At 54.5% G+C, this 22,952-nt stretch carries 26 protein-coding genes and 2 tRNA genes; 18 read left to right on the top strand and 10 right to left on the bottom strand.

The genetic code is table 11. The features are described 5' to 3' along the window. The first annotated feature begins 66 nt into the window (after positions 1-66). From P0O24_RS05955 to P0O24_RS05965, 3 genes are all read left to right on the top strand, one after another. Positions 67-312 carry a DUF2769 domain-containing protein gene (locus P0O24_RS05955; protein ID WP_316968830.1) on the top strand — a complete coding sequence of 82 codons (246 nt, stop codon included), beginning with the start codon at positions 67-69 and terminating at the stop codon, positions 310-312. Between the two features lie 26 nt (positions 313-338). Further along, positions 339-1,823, top strand: coding sequence for a glutamate synthase-related protein (locus P0O24_RS05960; RefSeq protein ID WP_316968831.1), 1,485 nt, complete (start codon positions 339-341; stop codon positions 1,821-1,823). Between the two features lie 65 nt (positions 1,824-1,888). After that, on the top strand, positions 1,889-2,698 hold the full coding sequence (locus P0O24_RS05965) for an HAD family hydrolase (protein ID WP_316968832.1): 810 nt from the start codon (positions 1,889-1,891) through the stop codon (positions 2,696-2,698). 166 nt (positions 2,699-2,864) lie between these two features. Here the strand turns inward: P0O24_RS05965 and P0O24_RS05970 are convergent, their stop codons facing one another. Both P0O24_RS05970 and P0O24_RS05975 read right to left on the bottom strand, forming a co-directional pair. Continuing rightward, on the bottom strand, positions 2,865-3,578 hold the full coding sequence (locus P0O24_RS05970) for a flavodoxin family protein (RefSeq protein WP_316968833.1): 714 nt from the start codon (positions 3,576-3,578) through the stop codon (positions 2,865-2,867). Between the two features lie 51 nt (positions 3,579-3,629). Beyond that, a complete protein-coding gene (locus P0O24_RS05975) occupies positions 3,630-3,869 on the bottom strand; it encodes an MTH865 family protein (protein WP_316968834.1) in 240 nt (79 codons plus the stop codon). 144 nt (positions 3,870-4,013) lie between these two features. Here P0O24_RS05975 and P0O24_RS05980 point away from each other — a divergent pair, with 144 nt between their 5' ends. Then, complete coding sequence (locus P0O24_RS05980; protein WP_316968835.1) at positions 4,014-4,805, top strand: winged helix-turn-helix domain-containing protein; 792 nt, start codon at positions 4,014-4,016, stop codon at positions 4,803-4,805. A 263-nt stretch (positions 4,806-5,068) separates the two neighbouring features. Here P0O24_RS05980 and P0O24_RS05985 read toward each other — a convergent pair whose 3' ends face one another. The 4 genes from P0O24_RS05985 to P0O24_RS06000 form a co-directional block, all read right to left on the bottom strand. Beyond that, positions 5,069-5,962 carry a sulfurtransferase gene (locus P0O24_RS05985; RefSeq protein WP_316968836.1) on the bottom strand — a complete coding sequence of 298 codons (894 nt, stop codon included), beginning with the start codon at positions 5,960-5,962 and terminating at the stop codon, positions 5,069-5,071. A 112-nt stretch (positions 5,963-6,074) separates the two neighbouring features. Further along, on the bottom strand, positions 6,075-6,788 hold the full coding sequence (locus tag P0O24_RS05990; RefSeq protein WP_316968837.1) for an ABC transporter ATP-binding protein: 714 nt from the start codon (positions 6,786-6,788) through the stop codon (positions 6,075-6,077). Beyond that, positions 6,785-7,972 carry an ABC transporter permease gene (locus tag P0O24_RS05995; RefSeq protein WP_316968838.1) on the bottom strand — a complete coding sequence of 396 codons (1,188 nt, stop codon included), beginning with the start codon at positions 7,970-7,972 and terminating at the stop codon, positions 6,785-6,787. Before P0O24_RS05995 ends, P0O24_RS05990 begins: the two co-directional genes overlap by 4 nt. Beyond that, positions 7,969-8,457 carry a hypothetical protein gene (locus P0O24_RS06000; RefSeq protein WP_316968839.1) on the bottom strand — a complete coding sequence of 163 codons (489 nt, stop codon included), beginning with the start codon at positions 8,455-8,457 and terminating at the stop codon, positions 7,969-7,971. Before P0O24_RS06000 ends, P0O24_RS05995 begins: the two co-directional genes overlap by 4 nt. A 574-nt stretch (positions 8,458-9,031) precedes the next feature. Between P0O24_RS06000 and P0O24_RS06005 the strand changes: the two genes are divergently transcribed. The 10 genes from P0O24_RS06005 (at position 9,032) to P0O24_RS06050 (ending at position 17,228) form a co-directional block, all read left to right on the top strand. Beyond that, positions 9,032-9,619, top strand: coding sequence for a thiamine-phosphate synthase family protein (locus P0O24_RS06005; protein ID WP_316968840.1), 588 nt, complete (start codon positions 9,032-9,034; stop codon positions 9,617-9,619). Further along, positions 9,606-10,661 carry an AIR synthase family protein gene (locus P0O24_RS06010; RefSeq protein ID WP_316968841.1) on the top strand — a complete coding sequence of 352 codons (1,056 nt, stop codon included), beginning with the start codon at positions 9,606-9,608 and terminating at the stop codon, positions 10,659-10,661. The genes P0O24_RS06005 and P0O24_RS06010 overlap by 14 nt, the downstream gene beginning before the upstream one ends. 113 nt (positions 10,662-10,774) lie before the next feature. Further along, positions 10,775-10,846 (top strand) — tRNA-Cys (locus tag P0O24_RS06015). Between the two features lie 15 nt (positions 10,847-10,861). Next, positions 10,862-12,235 carry an O-phospho-L-seryl-tRNA:Cys-tRNA synthase gene (gene pscS / locus P0O24_RS06020; RefSeq protein WP_316968842.1) on the top strand — a complete coding sequence of 458 codons (1,374 nt, stop codon included), beginning with the start codon at positions 10,862-10,864 and terminating at the stop codon, positions 12,233-12,235. A gap of 14 nt (positions 12,236-12,249) precedes the next feature. Then, positions 12,250-13,554 carry an O-acetylhomoserine aminocarboxypropyltransferase/cysteine synthase family protein gene (locus P0O24_RS06025; protein WP_316968843.1) on the top strand — a complete coding sequence of 435 codons (1,305 nt, stop codon included), beginning with the start codon at positions 12,250-12,252 and terminating at the stop codon, positions 13,552-13,554. Further along, on the top strand, positions 13,551-15,023 hold the full coding sequence (metX, locus tag P0O24_RS06030; RefSeq protein ID WP_316968844.1) for a homoserine O-acetyltransferase MetX: 1,473 nt from the start codon (positions 13,551-13,553) through the stop codon (positions 15,021-15,023). Before P0O24_RS06025 ends, metX begins: the two co-directional genes overlap by 4 nt. Before the next feature lie 31 nt (positions 15,024-15,054). After that, positions 15,055-15,333: a ubiquitin-like small modifier protein 1 gene (locus P0O24_RS06035; protein WP_316968845.1), complete on the top strand. Its 279-nt coding sequence runs from the start codon at positions 15,055-15,057 to the stop codon at positions 15,331-15,333. Positions 15,334-15,495: 162 nt separating this feature from the next. Beyond that, complete coding sequence (locus P0O24_RS06040) at positions 15,496-15,999, top strand: DUF6448 family protein (RefSeq protein ID WP_316968846.1); 504 nt, start codon at positions 15,496-15,498, stop codon at positions 15,997-15,999. A gap of 151 nt (positions 16,000-16,150) precedes the next feature. Beyond that, on the top strand, positions 16,151-16,648 hold the full coding sequence (locus P0O24_RS06045; protein ID WP_316968847.1) for a molybdenum cofactor biosynthesis protein MoaE: 498 nt from the start codon (positions 16,151-16,153) through the stop codon (positions 16,646-16,648). Between the two features lie 13 nt (positions 16,649-16,661). After that, the gene (locus P0O24_RS06050) at positions 16,662-17,228 is read left to right on the top strand and encodes a DUF3786 domain-containing protein (protein ID WP_316968848.1); all 567 of its coding nucleotides are present in this window, start codon (positions 16,662-16,664) and stop codon (positions 17,226-17,228) included. A 310-nt stretch (positions 17,229-17,538) separates the two neighbouring features. Here the strand turns inward: P0O24_RS06050 and P0O24_RS06055 are convergent, their stop codons facing one another. The 3 genes from P0O24_RS06055 to P0O24_RS06065 form a co-directional block, all read right to left on the bottom strand. Then, positions 17,539-17,739: a hypothetical protein gene (locus tag P0O24_RS06055; protein WP_316968849.1), complete on the bottom strand. Its 201-nt coding sequence runs from the start codon at positions 17,737-17,739 to the stop codon at positions 17,539-17,541. 159 nt (positions 17,740-17,898) lie between these two features. Further along, a complete protein-coding gene (gene cysS, locus P0O24_RS06060; protein ID WP_316968850.1) occupies positions 17,899-19,317 on the bottom strand; it encodes a cysteine--tRNA ligase in 1,419 nt (472 codons plus the stop codon). 2 nt (positions 19,318-19,319) lie between these two features. Beyond that, positions 19,320-19,390, bottom strand: a tRNA-Cys gene (locus tag P0O24_RS06065). A gap of 443 nt (positions 19,391-19,833) precedes the next feature. Here P0O24_RS06065 and P0O24_RS06070 point away from each other — a divergent pair. The 3 genes from P0O24_RS06070 to P0O24_RS12530 are packed head-to-tail and all read left to right on the top strand — an operon-like array spanning position 19,834 to position 21,195. Continuing rightward, complete coding sequence (locus P0O24_RS06070) at positions 19,834-20,319, top strand: DUF2299 family protein (protein WP_316968851.1); 486 nt, start codon at positions 19,834-19,836, stop codon at positions 20,317-20,319. A 2-nt stretch (positions 20,320-20,321) separates the two neighbouring features. Continuing rightward, complete coding sequence (locus tag P0O24_RS06075) at positions 20,322-20,858, top strand: hypothetical protein (protein ID WP_316968852.1); 537 nt, start codon at positions 20,322-20,324, stop codon at positions 20,856-20,858. A 1-nt stretch (position 20,859) separates the two neighbouring features. Further along, entirely contained in the window at positions 20,860-21,195 is a 336-nt protein-coding gene (locus P0O24_RS12530; RefSeq protein ID WP_394356716.1) for a HEPN domain-containing protein, read from the top strand. 16 nt (positions 21,196-21,211) lie between these two features. On the opposite strand, the gene P0O24_RS06080 is transcribed toward P0O24_RS12530, so the two are convergent. Next, entirely contained in the window at positions 21,212-21,376 is a 165-nt protein-coding gene (locus P0O24_RS06080) for a hypothetical protein (RefSeq protein ID WP_316968853.1), read from the bottom strand. Positions 21,377-21,467: 91 nt separating this feature from the next. Between P0O24_RS06080 and P0O24_RS06085 the strand changes: the two genes are divergently transcribed. Next, entirely contained in the window at positions 21,468-22,589 is a 1,122-nt protein-coding gene (locus tag P0O24_RS06085; protein ID WP_316968854.1) for an IS6 family transposase, read from the top strand. Positions 22,590-22,952 lie beyond the last annotated feature (363 nt).

Genomic DNA, 22,952 nt, shown 5'->3' on the forward strand with positions numbered 1-22,952 from the left:
CGGGATCGACCAAGGGATAATTCTTTATTCGGTAAAGTTTCTGAAGATAGGTGGAGGTTGGATATTATGGAGATGGACAGGGCAGAGATGGAGAAGAGAAAACAGATGGTTCTGGATATGTGCACCTGCAAGAGCTGCCCCAGCTTTGTGGAGTGCGGCGAAGAGGGCGGGTTCTGTTTTGTGACGATAGGCAAGAGTGGTTGCATATCCGAGGAAAAGGGATGCATATGTGGTGGGTGTCCCGTTTACGAGAAGATGGGGCTTTCGAAGATGTACTACTGTTTGAGGGGATCTGAAAAGGAGCAGACCTAATAATATTTTTTTGGAAGGCTGTTTTCATGACCCGATATCGTTGTGACGTCTGCCAGGTTTTTGAATACGACTCCGAGAGAGGAAGCTCTGCAACGGACGTAGATCCCGGAACCGATCCAATAGATTTTCCCAAAGGGTGGCAATGTCCCATCTGCAGATCTGACAAGAACCATCTAAAGCCGATAAAAGAAGACGAAATAGTAAGCAAAGAACAGACGATCGAATGCCCGGTATGCGGGGAGAAGCATAAGATTACCTTCTCCCACATCATAAAGGGCGACCTTGAAAGCTACCTCGGAGAATGGAAGAGGGAGTCGGACGAGCTTGAGCGGCAGATGGCAGATATCCACAAGATCTCAGCCACCGCCGAGTCGATAATCGAGCCCATGAGGACCACAAGGTATGTCCTGTCCTGGGATAAGATCCTCATTAAAGGGGCCCAGCTCGCCAAGATCCCCCTGAATGAGGATGTTCCCGTAAATACGAGGACTGTGATAGGTCCCGGGGCCGAGCATCCCATGATCATAGAGGCCCCCATCTACGTCACTCACATGTCCTTCGGAGCGTTGTCTAGGGACGTCAAGATAGCCCTTGCCAAAGGCAGCGCGGCGGTTGGGACTGCCATCTGCTCTGGAGAGGGTGGCATCCTGAGAGAAGAGATGGAAAACGCCCACAGGTACATCTTCGAGTATGTTCCCAACAGGTACAGCTTATCTGACGAGAATCTCAGGAGATCGGACGCCATCGAGATAAAGATAGGCCAGTCAGCCAAACCCGGCATGGGTGGCCATCTACCCGCCGAGAAGGTCACCGAAGAGATAGCTGATATGAGGGGGTTTCCGAAAGGAAAGGATATCGTCAGCCCGGCGAGCTTTGACGATATTAGAAACAGAGACGATCTATTGGAGAAGGTTTCGTGGCTGAGGGAGAGGTCTGGCGGCAAACCGATCGGTATAAAGTTCGCCGCAGGAAACGTCGAGAAGGATCTGGAGGTGGCGGTTTACGCCCAGCCCGACTTCATAACCATAGATGGTAGGCCTGGGGCGACGGCTGCATCCCCCAAGTTCGTCAAAGATGCCACCTCCATTCCCACCATCTTTGCCCTCTACAGAGCTAGAAAGTTCCTGGACAAAAAGGGCGCAAAGGAAATATCTCTGATCATCACCGGGGGGATGAGGATATCCTCCGACTTCGCAAAGGCCCTGGCGATGGGGGCCGACGCGGTGGCTATCGGAACAGCGGCTTTGATGGCCACGGCCTGTCAACAGTATCGACTCTGTGACACTGGCAAATGCCCCGTGGGGGTCACCACCCAGGATGAGGAGCTGAGAGCCCGTTTGAGGGTCGAGATATCTGCAAAAAAGCTAGAAAACTTTTTGGCGGTATCCATCGAGGAGCTGAAGGCCTTTGCCAGGCTAACGGGAAACGACGATCTTCGCCACCTATCCTTGGAGGATCTCTGCACCACAAGCTCGGAGATCTCGAATCACACCGAGATCGAGCATGTATGACCTCCAGATAGATGAATTAGGAGTTCTGAATTTCATAGGGTGCCACATATCGGAGGAAGAGACCGATGATACAGGCTATCATCTTTGATCTGGACGGCGTCTTGGTCCAGACGGAGAAGTTGAAGGCCCTGGCATACTCCAAGGCGGTTCAAGTCATACGAGGACTGCTGGAGCCGGATTACAGGGCCGGCGAGGCGTATCGGGAGGTGGTGGGCGCTTCCAGGGAGACGACCTCCAGGTATGTTATGAACAAACTGGGGCTCGTGGAGGATCTTCGACCGATCATGGCCAGGTACGGCGTCTCCAAGCCCGAAGACGCTCTGACGGCGGTTAGGTACGAGATCTACTATGATATCATCGGCGACCCCCAGGTCATCAGGGATAACCAGTGGCCTTATGCAATGGCCGTTTTGCGGACGGCCAGAGAGTTCTCGTGCAAGACCGCCCTAACGACCCTCTCCAAGAGAAAGGACGTCCAGCATGTGATAGAGGCCCTGGGGATCGAGGATTATCTGGATGCAGTCCTGACGGCGGAGGATGTGACCCTGGGAAAGCCGGACCCCCAGATATACCTCCTCGCCGCCGAGAGGCTCGGTCTTCCTCCGGAAGAATGCCTCGTTCTCGAGGATTCGGTAAACGGCGTCAAAGCCGGTCTTGCGGCGGGCATGGAGGTGGTGGCCATCGCCACACCTTTCACCAGGGGGAGCCTCCTCTCCAGCGGCGTCATCGAGGATAGATGGATCGCAGAGCCAAAGACGGTTCCCGAGACCGTAAGACTCAGGATAGAAGTGCACAACAGATCAGCTCACAGTCAAGCTACTAGCGGGCACTGGACTAAAAATGTTGGAGGCGATCACTCCAGGCCTATGAGCTGAAAAATTGGTGGAATACTTCGGCCGTCTGAGTGCATCTTCACCGATCAGGGTATCAATCGATCCATGACAGGGTCGAGGATACGCCAGGTCGTCCACTAAGCGACCTTAAAACCTGAAGTTCAAAGGACCAACGGTTGAGATCAGGACGGCAGTTCACACTACACGGTTACTCCTCACCCCGATCCAACCTCGTCCTTATCGCCTCGCCCAGCCTTCGGGCCCTCTCCATAACCTCGGGCTCATCCTCGACGCTCCTGAAGGGCCTGAGGATCTTCGCCGACCCCTTCTGGTAAGGGACGTTCTCGGGGAGGATCTCCAGGTACCCTTGGTAGTTCTCCTTCCACCCGAAGTCCATTCCGGCTATCTCGGGGGAGTAGGCGTTCCAGGATGCGTAGCTGCAGGTCTCCCCCACTCCACAGACGAAGCAGCAGGGGGTTCCCTTGGCGCTCATGCTCCCCACGACATCCATCCCACCGAAGGCCATCACCCGGGCGAGCCAGGACTCCACGTCCTTCTCGGCAGCGCACCCGACGGCGACGGCGGCCGCGACCTTATTTCTGGTGAGAAGGTCGACGTGCCGATAGGCGTATAGCCTCTCCATGAAGGCCTTGGTGAAGCCGCTGGGAAGGCCGAAGTAGGTGGGCGAGCCGACCACCAGGGCGTCGGCCTCCATCACCTGCGGGCCCAGCTCCTGGAAGTCGTCCTCCAATACGCACCTGTTTGTCTTGACGCAGGCCATGCAGGCTCTGCACGGTCCGATATTCAGGTCCGAAAGCTTTACAAAGACGTTATCAAGTCCCGTCCCATCCAAGACCGCCTTCACCAGTTTATCGGTGTTTGCGTCTCTGGTGGGGCTTCCACTGACACCCAGCACGTACATGTAAGACACCATGAAAAATATTTTAAATATTAATAAAAATTTTCGGGGGGTTCAGAGCCCCGCCCTCTCCACGATGACGTCGGCGACCTCTTTTGCGCTCTTGAATGGAAAGTCCGTCTCCTTCAGGACCTTTCCGGCGTCTCCGGCCGTCAGCTCTACATCTCCTGCCTTGCACTTGGTGGCCGCACCCGCGGGCATCGCCGCCAGAAGCTCTTCGGGGGTCTTTATGGGGAACTTCGCGTTCTTCAGGGCTCCCTCAATCTGGGCGTGGATCTCATCTCTTATGCTCATGGTTCTTCACCGTCCTATCCTATGCCGGGTTATGAATTTATACTTTCGCGTTATAGAAATATACAAGGGTCACTCCGATACATCTTATTGACTTCGAAATACATGATGGAAACCTTTTTACTCCAGGAGGTGAGGGATCTATTCATGGGATCGGATCTGGAGAGGGATATCGCCGCCATCAGGTCGAAGCTCGAGGCCGTCCATGAGGAGCTCTTGAGGTTCGTAGAGATGTCAAACCAGCAGCATCTCGCCTCGATCCTGGAGGGGTGCAGGGTCGACTACGGCAGGGCGATCCTCGGCTACGCCCTCGAGGAGATCGAAGGGGGGCTGGAGGCGAATATGGTCGGGGACTGCCAGATGAAGGCCGCCTGCAAAGCCCTCTTCTCCGACCTCCTCAAGGGGAACCTCGACCACCTCAAGGCCGGGAGGATATCGGAGGAGGCGATAGGGGGGGCGAGGTCGAAGATGGAGGATATGAGGAGGAAGGCCCCCAGGGAGGAGTGCGCGACATGCTTCTCGCAGGCCGGGAGGCTCCTGGAGAAGCAGCTTGATCTGATGCGCTCCCTGCGGGTATATCGAGACGCAGATATCGAGAAGGACTCGATTGAGGGTCTCGACGAAGAGGGGGCGGTCCGGGGGCTTCTTGAGCCCCTGGGAAACGGTCAGAGGCTCCAGATCATCAAGGCCCTCGCCCTGGAGACGAAGAGCTTCTCGGCCCTCTCGAAGCTGACGGGGCTGCGGGGCGGAAACCTCCTCTTCCACCTCCAGAAGCTCTCGGAGGCTCGGATGATCATCCAGAGGCACGAGAGGGGGGGCTACATGATCACAGCCAGGGGATATAAGGCCCTCAAGGGGATCTCGCAGCTTTATTCGGATCTCTCTGACGAAGGGGCCGGGTCGGAGGCGGGAGCCACCCCTCAATCGGCAAGAGTCTAGGTTCGCATCTGTAAGAATGAAAAAAATTGCAGGGATATATTGATTCAGCTCCTGCAATAGGGGCCGGAAAAAATTAGGTGGATTGAAGGGCAACCGTCGAGATAATCGTGCCCTATGCAGGGGAATACCCTTCTTGCGGATCCTATGCGGATCCTATGCGGATCCTATGCGGATCCTATGCGGATCCTATGCGGATCCTATGCGGATCCTATGCGGATCCTATGCGGATCCTATGCGGATCCTATGCGGATCCTATGCGGATCCTAATTATTTACCAGATTTGTGGACCAGTCGTCCCCCGCGAAGATCCGGGGATCATAGCCCTCCCGTTTCAGAGCATACCAGACCGCCGATGCGTGAAAGGCGTCATCTGAATATACCGCCACTGGCTCGTCTCTCTCAATCCCGGTGAATAGGTCCTCCAGCTCGGCTCCGCCTTTGATCCTTCCATTATCCAGGACCGCATCGTAGGGGATCTTCCTGGATCCCGGTATGGATTCGACGGAATACTCCTCCGATGACTTCGCATCCACCACCTGGGTCCCATCGCCATCAAGAGATTCAAAGTTCACGATCAGATCCGTTTTTGGCGCGGGCGTGTAATCCGTCGGGGACTTGGCCGTCGGCTCGCTCTCTTTGATCTCGGTGGCATCCTCCAAAAGCTCGATCCTCTCCTGACCGAGGTAATCGAGGATCAGATAGACGAAAGTGGCGACAAAGGGATCATCGCTATATACGATCACTGAGTCGTTTCGGGATATTCCGGCGTTCCCCAGTATCCCGGAGAGCTCAGAGATCGACCTGGGCATCCCGGACCCGTCCAGGAGGTCGCGGTAGTCGATCTGGACCGCCCCCGGTATCAGGCTCTCTGGATCGATGAAGACATTCAGCACCACCTCCGGGGCAGGGGTTGATCTCTCTATAGATTCTTCAGAAATAGCAGACTCTGCCGCCTGCGAGGCTGGGGTGGATATGCTGCCGGAGCCGGGATTTATAGGAGACGTATCTTTAAGAAAATCTGCCCCTGACCATCCGCTGTAATCTCCGACGGTGCAGCAATATGGCTCTCCCACGGCGGCATTCGTCCCGGCAAGGGCGACCGCCAATAGCATCGAAGCCAAAATTGGGTTCGAAATTTTTCTGATCTCAAAACTCATAATCTCGTACCTCTGCAAAAATATCTCAAAATCATCGAACGCACTCTAAAAAATTTTGGACGCAGGCGTTGGACCTTCTCCCAACCGCCCCGGCCAACAAGATCAATTGAACTCATCTCCTCCCTTCCACGACCCCGTTTCCGGGAGAGGTCAGCTTTTCACAGCTGACCATCTGGCCGTCCCGGAGAGTGTACATCCTCTCCGCTTGCTTCGCCAGATCCATATTGTGGGTGACTATCACCAGCGTAAGACCTCTCTCTTTCAGATCCCTGAAGAGATTGAAGATCATCAGAGAGGTCAAAGAGTCGAGGTTTCCCGTCGGCTCGTCGGCGAGGATCATCTTCGGGTCGTTTATGAGGGCCCGGCCGATGGCCACGCGCTGCATCTCGCCGCCGGATAGCTGACCCGGCAGATGATCGCCCCTCTCTTCGAGACCCACCATATCCAGGATCTCGTCGATCCTACTTTCGTTCCCGTTCTTGTGGCTGAATAGGAGGGGGAGCTCGACGTTCTCCCTGGCGGTGAGGGTCGGTATCAGGTAGAACTGCTGGAAGACAAAGCCTATGTTCTCACGCCGCAGCCTCACCAGCTCCCTCTCTTTGAGATGAGAGGTCTCGGTGCCGTTCAGCCTCACGCTTCCCTTTGTGGGGGTGTCCAGGCAGCCGAGAACGTTCAACAGCGCCGTCTTGCCCGAGCCGGAGGGGCCGATGATGGAGACGAACTCGCCCTCATCCACGCTGAAGTCGACCTCATTCAGGGCGTGGATATCCTCCCGCCCGCGCCTGTAGATCTTGGTGAGGCCTTCGGCCTCCAGGATCTTGTTCATTCTAGACCACCTCTTATCGCCTCCATGGGGGTGAGCCGCGAGGACTTGAAGGCCGGGTATATCCCGCATACAATTCCGAGCCCCACTGAGAATAGGAGGCTGAAGCCCACCAGCTCAGGGCTGATGTGGATGAAAGAGCCGCTGGGGGAGTAGGGGAGCATGCTCTTCACGAATCCCTCGATGATGCTCGATCCGCCGATAGAGACGACGACTCCGATCACCCCGCCGGCGACGGTGATGATCAGGGTCTCGGCCATGATCATCTTGCCGACATCCAGGCCCGATGCTCCTATCGCCTTGAGCATCCCGAACTCTCTGGTCCTCTCATTAACCGACATGAGGAGGGTATTGAGGATGCCGAAGGCACTTATGATCATGGCGATGGCGATGACGGTGAGCAGGAGGGATCTGGCCGATGCCGCCAGGTTCATTATGGTCCCCATCACCTGGGTCATGGTCACCACCTGCACGTCCGGTATCTTCTCCATCTCTCTCGAGATCTCGGCGATCCTCCCCAGATCATCCACCCTCACGGCTATGGTGGTGATCTTACCCTCCTTCCTGTCGAGGCGCTGGGCCTCGGAGAGGGGCAGAAAGTGGAACTGGTCGTCCTGGTCTCCTGTTCTCCCCAGGATGCCGACGATGGTGAAATCCTCCTTATCGGGACCGAAGGGAAGGATCTGCCCCACAGTCAGGTTCTCGTACTCCGCGAGCCCTCTTCCGACGACCATCACCTTCGTCTCATTATCCTCGAAGAACCTGCCCTCCACCTTCCACCAGGGCTTCAGCTTTTTCATCTCATCGATATCAATGCCGTAGACGATGTGAGGCACCCTCTCGCCGGTATTTTGGTCCTTGAGGTAGAACTGGTACATCAGCAGGGGGGAGGCGATATTCACGCCTTCGATGCTGGTGACCATCTCCAGATCATTGTCGGACAGATACTTGGGTATCACCCCGCCGTGCATCACCAGGGATGCGGCCTCGTAGGGACAGCCCTTCGGCACCGCTAGGATGTGGGCCCCGAGGCTGTTCATCTCTCTGTTCAGGCCCATTTCGTAGCCGGAGTTCAGAGCTAGAAGGCTGAAGAGGACAGAGATGGATATGGCCACCCCCATAACCGTCAACAGCGTCCTTCCCCGTCGCCTCATCAGGTTCTTCGCCGCCAGGGTGAGAAAGTTCATCTATATGTCTCTCCGTCTATCTCAACGATCTCTCCTATTATGTAGGGAGAATTGTCCCTGCTGGAAAGCCTCCCATAGACCTTCGCCTCTGAGCCCCTCTCCTGGGGGATGACGAAGTTGCTCGGGAAGATGTCCACAAAGATGCTTCCTGTCTCATCGTCTAAGACAAACCAGCATCCAGATCCACATTCATACACTATCTCTCCCTCTACGATCACCGTCTCATCCTCGAAAGCGGAGAATTCATCGTAAATCTCCCCTATCTCGATGACATCTCCTTCCAGCTCTTCTGGCGTATTCGCGGCCTGGCAGGTGAGAGCCATAGCCATCATCAAGCTCAACGAAATGAACGCCTTTGCAGCAATTCTGAGATCTATCATCCTTCCATCTCCATTTTGGATCCATCTCTTGGGCGCAGGAGGTGGTTGAACCGCAACTTCATTACAACATACCTCTAAATCGTAGATGTTTCCGGTTCTTTCCATTCCACCATATGCGCCCAGACCTTTCCCAAACCCCCGAGAGGGAAAAGGGCCTCGAATCCAGTACGACGAGTCACAATTGTGAATATCTTCAATATAAAAGTTGCGGCATCCCCGACCAAAATCTATATCAAATAACAATTGTTATATGGGATCGGTTCGCAATTGTGAATTGTGGACTCAAGAAAAGGGGTTAGAAAAATATGGACGCATATAGACTTCTGTTGGCGGTAGCGCTATTTTTGGTGCTGTTGCCTATGGGGGCCCTCGGCTTCTGTGGAAATGTTTGTGACTGTCAGGAGCCCACAGAATGCTCCGACTGCAACTGCGATTGCGGCGGATGTGACTGTAGTCCGTGTGAATGCGGCAACTGCGATTGCGGCGGATGTGACTGTAGTCCGTGTGAATGCGGCAACTGCGACTGCGGCGGATGTGACTGTAGTCCGTGTGAATGCGGCAACTGCGATTGCGGCAGATGCGACTGTGCCGCGGCATAATCTTAAAAATTGATCCGAGGAGACCTCTGGATCCCCGGAGGAGCACCATTTTTAATGAACCATCGTTTTGGCGGGATATTGTGACCATCGAAGAAGACATCCAGATGTACGGAAAGATCTCCCTGGCCATAGAAGAGATCGAGAGCTGCAAAGAGTTTTCGCCCCTGATCCCGGAGGTGAGGACCAACCTCGTCTACTCGAGGCCGAATCCGGGGTCCCCGGAGGATGTCCTGGCCGTGGACGGACGGATAACCGTCGTCGGAGGGATGCCCCATGCAGCCGGAAGGCCGAGGTTCGGCGCTTCAAGCCACATGGCGAGGCTGATCATGGAGGTAATGAAGAGGGACCCCGCCTATCGGGCCGGGGTAAACTTCGCCAACGATTCCAGGCTGGCAGAGTGGCTGGAGGGGTACGCCGCGGAGAAGGGATGGACATATAGCGTCATCGACAGGAGAAAGGAGCCGGATGAGATAAAAGAGATGGAGGGAAGCTCCATGCCCTGGAAGGTCTCCGAGGCGATAGAGGCTGCCGGGGGCCGGATCCCCAAGCTCTTCTACGAGACCGGGGCGGTGGGAAAGGAGCCGGTGACGGTCCTGATCGGCAGGGATCCCTTGGAGGTCGTCCGCGAGGTCTGCGAGATTGCGAGGTCTTTTCATGAAAGGACCTGAGACCAAGATCGGAAAGATCGACCTATCCATCTTCTCCAACTTTATCCTCAAAAGGCTGGGGGCCGAGGACGATACGGTCCTCGTTCCCCCCTTCACCGGTGTCGACGCAGGGGTAGTGGACCTGGGGGACGGAAAGGTCCTGATCGTCGCCGAGGACCCCATCTTTGGGATATCGGGCCAGCCCCTGGACCTCTTCGGCTGGTATGCGGTCCATATAGGCGCCAGCGACGTGGCCGTCATGGGCGTCAAGCCCAGGTACATGACCTATACCCTCCTGATGCCACCTGAGACCGACGACATTGACTTCAGGACCATCGTCGACGCGATACACCAGGCTGCTCTGGAGTTGGATATAGCCATAGTAGGCGGGCATACCGGTAGGTACCCTGGACTTGCAGCCCCCCTAATTGGCGGGGTGACCGTCTTCGCCGTGGCCGAGGAGGGCGGGTACGTCACCCCCAGAGGGGCGAGGCCCGGAGACGACGTGATCCTGACCAAGGGGCCGGCGATAGAGGCGGCCGGAATCCTGGCGACGGTGCGGGAGAATGCCCTCCTCAAGAGCCATCCGAAAGATCTTGTAGAGAGGGCCAAAGCCCTCTGTAAAGAGATGAGCGTGGTGAAGGACGCCATGGTGGCGGTGGAGGCGGGCGGAGTGACCTCGATGCACGACGCCACTGAGGGCGGAGTCATCGGGGGGCTCTTCGAGGTGGCTAACGCAAGCGGTGTCGGTATGATAGTCGACGAGGCCTCCTTCATCTACCCCGAAGAGGTGAAGATGATATGCGACTTCTTCGGGATAGATCCGGTGGCCGCCATCGCCGAGGGCGCCCTCATCATCACGGCGAAGCCGGGTTCTTCGGAAGAGATCATCAGAAGGCTTCATTCTGCCGGAATAAGGGCCTCGGTGGTGGGGACCGTCACCGCCGATCCCGGGGAGAGGGTCATGAATAGGTCGGATGGGAGGACGGTCCCCCTGGAGATCCCGGAGCAGGATCCCTTCTGGCCGGTCTTCTTCGAGTCGATGATGGATCCATCGGGATGATATCAGGACCCGGGGCTTTCCGGCCATCATCCATCCGGGTCCTCTGGATCCGGGGTCACAAGCTTCATATAGATAACAATCGTTAACGCTGTGTTCACGATTGTGAACTCAGGGCCGAGGTGGCAGAGTGGCTATGCATTCGGCTGCAGACCGGATCCACGTGAGTTCGATTCTCACCCTCGGCTTGAGAGGAAGACGAGATGAACGTTTCAAGAAGGACCAGGATACAGAAGACTTATGAGGCCCTCTTCGCCCTGGAAGACGTAAGAGAGATCTTCAGACAGTCCCTCCCCAGCGGCCTCGACGAAGGCGAGGAGAGGGAGTTTGCGGAGGCTCTTGCGAGGGTCCGGGGGATCATAGACGAGATCGAGGATGGCGGCGGCGAGCCGCCCTCGGGGCGGGTCTGCGACGGGATAGAGGTTCGTAGCCGCGAAGAGGATTACATAAACATCAACCCGATCCAGGCGGCCGGCAGGCTCACCCCCGAGGCCCGCAAGGCGGTCATATCCTACGGTGACGGCTACTCCACCTGCGACCACTGCCGAAAACCCTTCCGCCTCGACAAGATCGCCCGCCCTCCTGTGGAGGCGTTCCACGCGGAGCTGGCGGAGTTTCTCCACATGGACGTGGCGAGGGTCGTCCCGGGAGCGAGGCGGGGCTTTCAGGCGGTGACCCAGTCCCTCCTGGAGAAGGGGGACTTCGTCATCGTATCCTCCCTCGCCCACTACACCGAGTTTCTCGCCGTCGAGGTCGCGGGAGGGGTCGTCCGGGAGGTGCCTCTGAACGAGAGGAACGTGGTTACAGCGGAGGCGACGGCCCAGAAGATAGAGGAAGTGAAAGCCGAGACTGGAACGCTGCCGAAGCTCATCATGATCGACCACTTCGACTACCAGTTCGGAAACGAGCACGAGGTCCGCGGCATCGGAAAGGTGGCGAAGGATTACGGGATACCCTTCCTCTACAACGGGGCATACACCGTGGGGGTGATGCCCGTCGACGGCAAAGAGATCGGTGCGGACTTCGTCGTAGGCTCCGGCCACAAGAGCATGGCCGCGATGGCCCCCTCCGGGGTCCTCGCCACAACCGAAGAGTGGGCCGAGAGGGTCTTTCGGACGACCGAGATTGTGGGGGACGTCACCAATAGGAGGTTCGGGATCAAGGAGGTGGAGAATATGGGGTGCACCCTCATGGGAGGGACCCTCATCTCCATGATCGCCTCTTTTCCCAGGGTGAAGGCGAGGACGGCGGCCTGGGACGATGAGGTGGCGAAGTCGAACCGATTCCTCAGGGAGCTCTCCCGGATCGAGGGGACGAGGGTATTGAGCGAGCTTCCCAGGAGGCACACCCTCTCGAAGGTCGACACCACCGAGTCTTTCGACCGGGTGGCAAAGACCCACAAGAGGCGCGGCTACTTCCTCAGCGACGAGCTGAAGAGGCGGGGGATCATAGGCGAGTTTGCCGGCGCCACCAGGGTCTGGAAACTGAACACCTACGGCCTCACTCCGGGCCAGGTGGATTACGCCGCAGGGTCGTTTCTGGAGATCGCCGAAAGATATGGTTTGAAGATCAGCTGAAGGAGAAAATAAAGATGAGAGAGAAGAAGCTGGGGATGGGGACTCTGGCCGTCCACGCTGGCCAGGAAGATCCGGATCCGACGACGGGGGCCAGAGCTGTGCCCATATATCAGACCTCCTCGTATGTATTCAAGAGCGCAGATCACGCGGCCAGCTTATTTGCCTTAAAGGAGTTTGGCAACATCTACTCCCGGATGATGAACCCCACCTGCGACGTCCTCGAGCGGCGGATCGCCGCCCTGGAGGGCGGTACCGGAGCGCTGGCCGTTTCTTCCGGGATGTCGGCGATCTCCCTCGCCCTCCTGGCCATAACCGAGGTGGGAGACGAGATCGTCTCCGCCGACAACCTCTACGGCGGCACCTATCAGCTCTTCAACTACACCTTTCCGAAGCTGGGCAGGAGGGTGAGGTTCGTCGACTCCACCGATCCGGAGAAGTTCGAGGATGCCATCACCGCCAGGACGAGGGCGGTATACGCGGAGACGATCGGAAATCCGAAGCTCGACGTCCCCGAATTTGAAAAGATTGCAGAGATCGCCCATCGTTCAGAGGTCCCCTTCGTCGTCGACAACACCGTCGGTGTGGGCTTGACACGGCCCATCGACTACGGAGCCGACATAGTCGTCCTCTCGGCGACCAAGTTCATCAACGGCCACGGAAACTCCATCGGCGGGGTCATAGTAGACTCGGGGAGGTTCGACTGGTCGAGGGGAAAGTTCCCGGAGTTCACCGAGCCCGACCCCAGCTACCACGGCCTGCGGTTCTGGGAGACCTTCGGGAGCTTTCCCGGCCTTGGGAACGTCGCCTTCATCATCAAGGTCCGGGTCCAGCTCCTCCGGGACCTGGGGCCCTGCCTCAGCCCCTTCAACGCCTTCCTCTCCCTCCAGGGGCTGGAGACCCTCGCCCTCAGGGTCGAGAGGCACTCGGAGAACGCCATGAGGGTGGCTGAGCACCTCAGGGACCATCCCGCCGTAACATGGGTTAACTATCCGGGGCTTGAAGATCATCCGAGCCAAGACCTCGCCAGGAGATACCTCGGGGGGAGGTACGGCGCCATCCTCGGCTTCGGGATCAAGGGGGGGATGGAGGCAGGCAAGAGGTTCATCGAGTCGGTGGAGCTATTCAGCCACCTTGCGAATATCGGCGATTCCAAGAGCCTGGTGATCCACCCCGCCTCGACGACCCACCAGCAGCTGACCCCTGAGGAGCAGGAGGCCTGTGGGGTCACCCCGGATTTCATACGACTTTCGGTGGGGATCGAAGACGTCGAAGACATCATAGCAGACCTGGATCAGGCTCTCGCCAGGGCGGTGAGATGAAGAGAAATTCCGTCGGCAGGGTCAGGGCCGGGACCTTCAGGATCCCGGAGGATCTGGTCCTGGATCATGGCGACCGGCTCACCGGAGTTGAGGTCGCCTTCGAGACCTACGGCCGTCTGAACCGGGATAAGGAGAACGCCGTCCTCGTCTGCCACGCCCTCTCCGGGGACGCCCACGCCGCAGGTTATAGAGACGGAGAGGAGAAGCCCGGCTGGTGGGACGACGTCATAGGCCCTGGGAAGGGGCTTGATACGAGCAGGTACTTCGTCATCTGCTCCAACGTCCTCGCGGGGTGCAAGGGGACTACCGGCCCCTCCTCCACCAATCCGAAGACCGGAAAGCCCTACGGCCTGGATATGCCGATCATCACCATAAGGGACATGGTGGCGGTCCAGAAGAGGCTGATAGACCACCTGGGGATAAGGAGGCTCTTCGCCGTGGTGGGAGGCTCCTTCGGGGGGATGCAGGTCCTCCAGTGGTGCGTATCCTACCCCGAGATGGTCCGGATGGCGGTACCGATAGCGACGAGCGCCTACTCCTCCCCCCAACAGATCGCCTTCAACGAGGTGGGGCGCAGGGCGATAATATCCGATCCCGACTGGAACGGCGGCGGCTACTACGGCGGTCCGCCGCCGGGGCGGGGGCTCGCCCTCGCCAGGATGGTCGGCCATATAACTTACCTCAGCGACGGGGCGATGGAAGAGAAGTTCGGCCGGCGCCTCCAGGACAAGAGCGAGTACAGCTTCCATATGGACCTGGAATTCCAGGTGGAGAGCTACCTGCGCTACCACGGCGAGAACTTCATCAAGCGGTTTGACGCCAACTCCTACCTCTACATCACCAAGGCGATCGACTACTTCGACCTCGCCGGGGAGGGGACCCTCGCCGAGGCCTTTCGGGGGGTGAAGGCCAAGGTCCTGGTCATCTCCATCACCTCCGACTGGCTGTATCCCCCCTATCAGTCCCGGGAGATCGTCGAGGCCCTGGCCTCCAACGATGTGGATGTGAGGGACTGCGAGATCGCGTCCAACTACGGTCACGACGCCTTCCTCCTGGAGTCGGGTCAGATGAACTACATCCTGAGAAACTTCCTCTCCCGTGGCACTGCCGGTGAGATCATGACGAGGGATGTGGTGACGATAGGCCTTGGCGGCAGCGTCGAGGACGCTGCCAGGGTCATGGTGGAGCGGGAGGTGACCCACCTGCCGGTGACCGATGAGAACGGAAGGCTCGCTGGGATCGTCACCGCCTGGGATATATCCAAGGCGGTGGCCATGAAGTATACCAGGCTGCGGGAGATCATGACCCAGAACGTCCTGACGATCCTCGAGGGGGACTCCATCGAGACGGCCGCCAGAAGGATGAAGGATCACGACATATCCGCCCTCCCCGTCCTGGACGGAGAGGGAAGGGTCCAGGGGATGGTCACCAGCGACGGGATCAGCAGGCTGTTTGGGGCCTGTCGGTAGCATGCGGCATAGCGGATATATTGGAGGAAAAATGTTGATACATGTCAGGGCCTTTGCCAGCTTCAGGGAGATCCTGGGAAAGGAGACGGATCTGGACCTCGAAGAGGCTTCGAAGGTGGGAGATCTCCTGGAGATTCTCGTTTCGTCCCACCAGGGGCTCGGTCCCGCCATCTTCGAAGAGGACGGCCGGGTGAGAGAGTACGTCATCATCATGAGGAACAGAGAGCGGATAGACTCCCTGGAGGGGCTGGCAACGGTCCTGGAAGAGGGGGACGAGGTGGCGATCCTCCCACCGGTGGCGGGAGGATGAGGGGAATTTCGGTCCGCATGATCCGGCCCGTCGGATGAAACGTCCGAGGTCATGGATAGAATAGATAGCGAGAATCCTTCTGGTCGGCGACGCCGATCCCATGGAGGTCCCAAATGTTATTATGGAGACCTCTCCTATATGGAGGTCAGGAGGATTTCTATAATGCCACCACATTGTGATACCAGGGACGGGCCCATCGCAGAGGCTGTATCCATGGCCTTGGAAGCCGGAAATGTCAATTTTATTTTAATATGGATCCCCCCCGATTCCGAGGATGAGATGAAGGATGTCTTCGAGAGGGGCCTGAAGGCCAGAAGGCTGGGAAAGGAGGCGAAAGAGGTCGCAGACGATTGGATCCTCGAGACGGCGGTCAGATTACACAGGGCCGGAGAGGGGGCCCCGTACACCGGGATAAAACCTGCTGGCCTCGACGAGGGTCCCGTAGTCCCCAGGGCGGAGAGGGCGATAGAGTCGGGAGACCCGGAGGAGTTATTGGAGTTCATGAGAGCTGCGGTCGATGAGGAGCTCTCCAGGAGGTTTCATCTTGTCTCTTCCGCGAAGGACTACGACCCGGACGACGTCGCTTCTGGGAGGCGGTACGTCGAGGCCTTCATCGGGTTTGTTGTGTACTCTCACCACCTCCATCAGCATATAGTCGGTCGGTGAGATCTTGTTGTTCAGGCCGCAGTCTCGAATAAGCGAAGAGCTGAAGTTGAGGCGCGGTGGTGATCATGAAGAGCGGAAAGCGGATCAGGTCCTTGGAGGGTCAGGCCTCCGTCCCTTGGGACGAGGCAGCGATCGTCCGAGAGGGGGGTTGATGAAGGGTCATAACCCATCTCCCCATAGCAAGCCGGTCTTGATCGCCGAGGGGGAGTTCTCGATGGATGAGGCGATCGAGGCCGTCAAGAGAGATGATGCGGGGGCGGTCGTCGCCTTCATAGGGACCGTCAGGGACGACGGCATAGATGAACTCCATCTCGAGACATATAGAGAGGCGGCCGAGGAGGAGCTTCTGGCCATCAGGGAGGAGGCGCTGGCGAGGTTCGGGCTCCTGGAGGCAGTCGTTATCCACCGCTCCGGCCGCCTCCGTATAGGGGATGAGATCGTCATCGTGGCCTGTTCTGCAGCCCACAGGAAAAATGCCTTCGATGGATGCAGGTACATCCTCGAGGAGCTGAAGAGGAGGGCTCCGATCTGGAAGAAGGAGGTGCGTCCCGCGGGGGAGAGGTGGCTTGAGGTCGGCGAAAATCCGGCTCAGGTCCGGTCGGGGGAACGAAGGCCCCATGAGGGTGGGGACGACCTCGAAACGGGATAGAACGGAGTTGATTATGGGATACGAAATCGCCCTCGAAAGGGGATGGAAAGAGCTGGAAGAGACGCCCTCGACCTTCGAGTTTGCCGTTTCCTTTCTGACCGACGTCTATCTGGTCAACCCGAAAGAGAGAACGATATCGTCAACCCTTGGAGAACCCCACCGGGATGATGTATCCATACTCGTCCTCCACTACCTCATCGGCATACGCAAGCAAAGACCCATCGAGAAGGAAGAATGGATCTCGTTTCGAGAGATCGAAGGAGGTATATCCTTTCTGCCCGCCTTCGAGGAGACCGTCATCAAACCTCTGGTTGGAGGCTTTGACCGAAACCCCGAGGGACTGATCCGAAACCTGCTCCAGCGGTTCGGCGGCAGAACAGTAAAATGTGGCGACGTTGGCGTGGAGATCTCCCCCTTCCCCGAAGGGATTATCAAAATCGTATTCTGGGGAGGAGATGAGGAGATACCGTCCCAGGCCACCATCCTCTTCGACCGAAGTCTCGCCCGTATCTTCAGCACAGAGGACATAGCGGTGTTACTTCAGCTGTTGGTCCGGAAGGCCGTAGAGGGCGTTGGGTAGATTTCATCCATTGGGCGGCAAGGGATGCCAGGACGAGATAGACATCCCAATTATCCTCAGGGGTGAGCCATCTGCGAAGAAAGATCAATATAGGCTCCTCGCTGTTTTGTGTGGGTGGATTTAAGGGATCGCCAATCCTGTAGCTTGGTCCCAATAACTTCATGACTGCCGGGAATAGGGAGGATCATGATATGTATCGCTACGTGCTGACTCAGGAACGGAATTCATGGCAGGCATTTGCATGATCGAGTCCGCTTATCGCTATCATGAAGTTACCCACACTGAATAGCGAAGAGCCTCAATATATAGTTTAACCGGTTGTTTTGGTCAGGAAGGTATTGGTTTTCAGTCTGTAAAGCCGCTGGCGGGCATCCGGCAAGTAGAACTGCTTCACAAGAAGCTTCTCATCCTGCAGGCGGCGGAGGGCATATCTGGCCGTCCTTGCCGGAAGATATGTCCTGTTCACGATATCCTTCTGGGTTAGAAGGGACCCGGACTCCAGGACCTTCAATACGAGCTTTGCCGACGGTGGCAGCCGCTCAACCTTCTTCTCAAAAGACCGTTCGATCTCTCCATCATCAACAAAGACGATCCCTCATTCTATTTCACCGATTCACAATCGTTATTTTGGGATTTAAGGGTTACCCTCCAACGGCTCTCCGAAGGTAGCTCACCCGCGATCTCGGTCTCTGTTCGTGCCCTGGTTTTTGTCTTCCAGGACGATGTCGAGATCGAGGAGCCTTTCTCTTATCTCGTCGGCAAGCTCCCACTCCCTCTTCTCTCGCAGCCTCTGGCGGACCTCCTGGAGGAGGGCGAGAAGCCCATCCCTCAGTTTATCGTCCTCCTCCCGAGATCCCTCCGCGTAGAGGTCCAACCCCAGGACCTCCCCGAACTCCGCCAGCATCTCCCCGGCAGCCCGGATCCCTTCGATGGATAAGTCTCCCTCGTCCATTCGGCGGTTGAGGTCCCTTACCAGCCCGAAGACCACCCGGAGGGCGTTGGGGGTGTTGAAGTCGTCGTCCATCGCCTCAAAGAATTCAGTTCTTGCCCTTTCCAGCCCCTCATCTTCCTTCGGGGCAGGGAGATCGTCAGCCTCCCCCTTGAGCCTCTGATCTATAGTCGAGACCAGCTGGCGGATCCTCTCCAGGCTCCGGCGGGACTGATCGAGGACGCCTTCGGAGAAGTCGATGGGGGTGCGGTAATGGGCCGAGAGGACGGCCAGCCGGAAGACGTCCGGCTCCCAAGTCTTGAGAAGCTCTCGGATGGTGATGAAGTTTCCCAGGGACTTGGACATCTTCTCGCCCTTTACATTCAAAAATCCGGTATGCATCCAGCATCTGACCATGGGCGCCTTCCCCGATACGGACTCCATCTGGGCGATCTCAGCCTCATGGTGGGGAAATATCAGATCCAGAGCCCCTCCGTGGATGTCGTACTGGGGTCCGAAGTACGCCTCTGTTATCGCCGTATCCTCTATGTGCCAGCCGGGCCGGCCCTCACCCCAGGGGGATTGCCAGCTGATACCTTCCTCGCCGCTTCGTTTCTTCCAGAGGGTGAAGTCGCCGCGATTTCTCTTGGTCGGATCAGGCTCGATCCTGTGCCTATCCGGATCTTCCATGCTCTTATGGGATAGCTTTCCAAACTCCTCGAACTTGGACTCGTCGAAGTAGACCCCGCTCTCCGTCTCATAGGCGAAGCCCTTCGCCATCAGCCGCTCGATCTGGCTGATGATCTCGGGGATGTGCTCCGTCGCCCGGGCGTAGAGATTGACGTTCTCGACCCCGAGGGCCTTCATATCTTCGAGGTATCTCCTCTCGAACCTCCGGGCCAAGGCGGCCGGATCGACCCCGAGCTTCTTTGCCCTCTCTATAATCTTATCATCGACGTCGGTTATGTTCTGAAGGTAAAATACGCTGTAGCCCCTCGCCTTGAGATACCGGGCGACGACGTCGAAGGCTATATAGGTCCGGGCGTGCCCGATGTGGGCGTCGTCATAGACCGTAGGGCCGCAGACGAAGATGTTGATCCGGCCCCCATGAAGTGGCCTCAAGGCCTCCTTTTCGCCGGTCATGGTGTTGGAGACGATCATAAGGCCGGGGTCGGGAGTCGAACCCGATTGTCGCGGTCTGCAGCCGCGCACCTAGCCGTTCGGTCACCCCGGCACGTGCGAACCCCTTCACGACTGAAGGTGATGAAGTAACTGCCGGTATAAGCAATAATTGCCTCTATTTCGGGGCTCTCTGGGGGGCTCCCCTAAGAGAGGCCTTGCTAATGGATCTTGGCCAGCTTCATCACCGCAGTCATATCTGCCGCCCTCAGGGTTCTGTCAAGTTATCGGTAGGTGAGATTTGAGAGATTTGGGCGTGAAAGGTGAGTAACACTGAGAATGTGGGCAAAAACGATTTTTTTAGATGACATCGTTTTTACGTGCGGTTGCTATATGGGCATGATATATCCGGGTCGTGTACCAAAAATAATGTATAAAATTAGATATATGTTTAAATGTGTATTGATTTATATATATATCCCCTCGTTTCGAAACCTTTATACACATAGACGTGTACGAACCTTACATCATTACGTCGAAGAAGGTCGAGGTTAATTTATGACAATTAGTAACCCCGCCGAAGCAAAGCGTTTTGTTGAGAGTTGGATGGGCCATCGTGGGGTATCTGGTGCCGAAATTACTCAGATACAAGAAAATATATATTTTCAACTTAATGGAATGTCTGATATCGGTATCGGTTTTACGGTTTTTCAGCCAAAAACATGGGAGACTACAATATCAGTGATAGCCGAAGTTAAAATAGGAGAACCACATCTAAAAATATTTGAAACAATGAGGACAAAAGATCGTGAAGGATTTATGCTTAATTTAATTAAAAGTATCACTAATTTACCTGCAAATTATGCGTTTGATCCTACTTACGAAACGGCTGGTTATCCGAGGGGTATTCAATTTGCAAAGGAAATATATTATGATAATCTCACCGAAGATAAATTGGGCAACAGTATGTTGGATGTAATAAAGTGTGTTTCTTATGTTTTGTGGTTGTTTAGGGTGGAATTAGGCGAGGTAAACGAGGAGTAAAGATGTGTGAGACATATAATCCATTTCAAGTCCAAGTAGACAATAAAGTTTTAAGTAACTTTGAACCTTTAACTCCGGCTTCATGTTTAAATTTAAGCATCAAAAATACGACGGGGTCTCGCTTAAATCTAGCAGAATACGTTATACCGCAACCTATTTTCGAGATATCCTCTCTGGTTAAATCAAGAATATATATGAGTGATGAAATTGAAGAATTTCTTAAACAAGACAAGTACTTTGATTATATAATGAATAATATATTTGATATGATAGATAACATATTAGCCACAAAGTATCCTTATCGAATATATATCAACTATAAAACAATCGATGAAATTATAGGATGGAAACAAGTACATATACTTGTAGAATTATATAATGTAGAGTTTGATACTGTATTAGTATTATGGGAAACTGTTAGCAACGAAATAGAGAAGTTTTTTAAAAGATTAATGATATCTTCAAAAGATATATGGCCTACAAATAAAGCAGAACAACTCTTCGATCTCATCAACCTTGAGTTTAATTCAAGTGATTAATATGGTTGTTCAAAGCAGAGCATTCTATGATTTAGCAGAGACGTTATGCCAAAAAAATATCACATCGGACGAGATATGTTATAGGACATCAATTAACCGTGCATACTATAGTGCATTTCATGCCACAAAAATATATTTTAACTTGCCAGATGATGATGAGATTTCACACTCTAAGCTTATAAAGAAATTAAAGTATAAAAAATTTTATTTGGGGAATTTGTTAGGAACACTATTTGATATCAGAAAAAACGTAGATTATAAACGAAATCTATCATTTGATCAAAAAGACGCCGAAAACGCACTTAAAATGGCCGACACAATAATAAACAATTTATAAATAATAAAATATATTCTCAAAGACATTGTTTTTCAATAATCACCCTCTTCCCATCTATCCTCGCCACCAACTCCTCCCCAACCTCAAAAGGAAAAGCGCTATCTCTCACAAAGTCACTGGGAAGGTTGATGCTATGCCTTGATTTATAAGCGTAAAGCTTAACGTTAGCCTGATTTACCATAGCAGTAAGTAGGCCCTCAGAGTATATAATACTTTGGTATATACCGAGGTAAGCGTAAGGTTTAAGTACCTACAATGGTATATACCATAGTATGCAAGATATGAACCCAAGAGAAGAGAGAGGGCGATTGATAGCTCATACCGAAGGTCAGTTATACCGACTTTGTGACGATCACTATCGGGTAAGATCGCAATCTGTTGACCGATATTATGATGTCGATAATACCAGAATCGGGTGGAAGTGTAGTTGCCCCGATCACAGGTTTAGAGGTGTTAGGTGCAAGCATATTTGGGCTATCCAAATCAGCTTAGGTATAAGGCAACAGGTAGAGGCGAAGAGAGTACTCGGACGTATAACGATAACGGGTTGCCCGTATTGCGGATCAGAAGATATCTCAAAGGCTGGTATAAGGCATAATAAGCGTGGCGAGGTCCAAAGGTTTGCATGTAGGGCTTGCAAGAAGGTATTCAGCAAAGATTTAGGGTTTAAAGGGATGAGACACGATCCTCATGCAATAACTATGGCTATGCAGCTTTATTTTAGTGGGGCTTCTCTAAGAAACACGCAAAGGACATTAAAACTAATGGGTACAAAAGTATCACATCAAACCGTATCAAACTGGATATCGAAGTATACGGGAATCATGAAGGCTTACGTCGATAACATCAAGCCTGATGTAAGTTCAACGTGGCGGGCTGATGAAGTTTACGTGAAGATAAGGGGCGATATGAAATATCTCTTTGCTCTGATGGATGACGAGACGAGATACTGGATAGCTCAAGAGGTAGCGGATACTAAAGATCGACATGATGCAAAGAACCTATTCCAGAACGCCAAAGATATAGCGGGTAAAAGCCCTGAAACCCTAATAACTGACGGGTTGCCGTCTTATCATGATGCGTTTAACAAGGTATTCTACACGGCAAAAAACCCCAAATCTCAGCATTGCAATGCCATAAAGTTCAAGGGACCAGCCAACAATAACAAGATGGAACGGATCAATGGCGAGATCAGAGATAGGGAAAAGACCATGAGAGGTCTAAAGATCAAAGAGACACCTATCCTTCAAGGAATGCAGATATTTCATAACTACATAAGACCCCACGAAGGCTTAGATGGTAGAACCCCGGCTGAAGCCTGTGGAATTGAGATTCAAGGTGATAACAAGTGGATAACCCTGATTGAGAATGCAAGCGTAAGATCAGGGATTTAACTTATTTTTTTGATATATATTTTATATTATAGTTAAAAAAGTAGTTTTTATATGACAGGTTATTCAATATATATTTGTCCCATATGTGGAAAAGACTGGAGATCGGTATCAAATTTTGATTCTGTGTATGTATTTTCTCATTGTTTATGCGAGGAAACTATTGCTCCAAAACATAAATTATAAATCATATAAGACTTGTCAAGATTAAGATTGTGCCAAGAAATAAGACCTACATCGTGACTTTGAAGGATGGAGACGAAGCTAAATTACAACAATACCTTCGGAAGGGAGTAGCACCTGCGAGAAGCTTAACTCGAGCAAGGATACTGCTGATGACGAGCGAAGGGCGTTCAGATAATGAGA

This window comes from Candidatus Methanocrinis alkalitolerans, assembly GCF_029167205.1.
GTDB lineage: Archaea > Halobacteriota > Methanosarcinia > Methanotrichales > Methanotrichaceae > Methanocrinis > Methanocrinis alkalitolerans.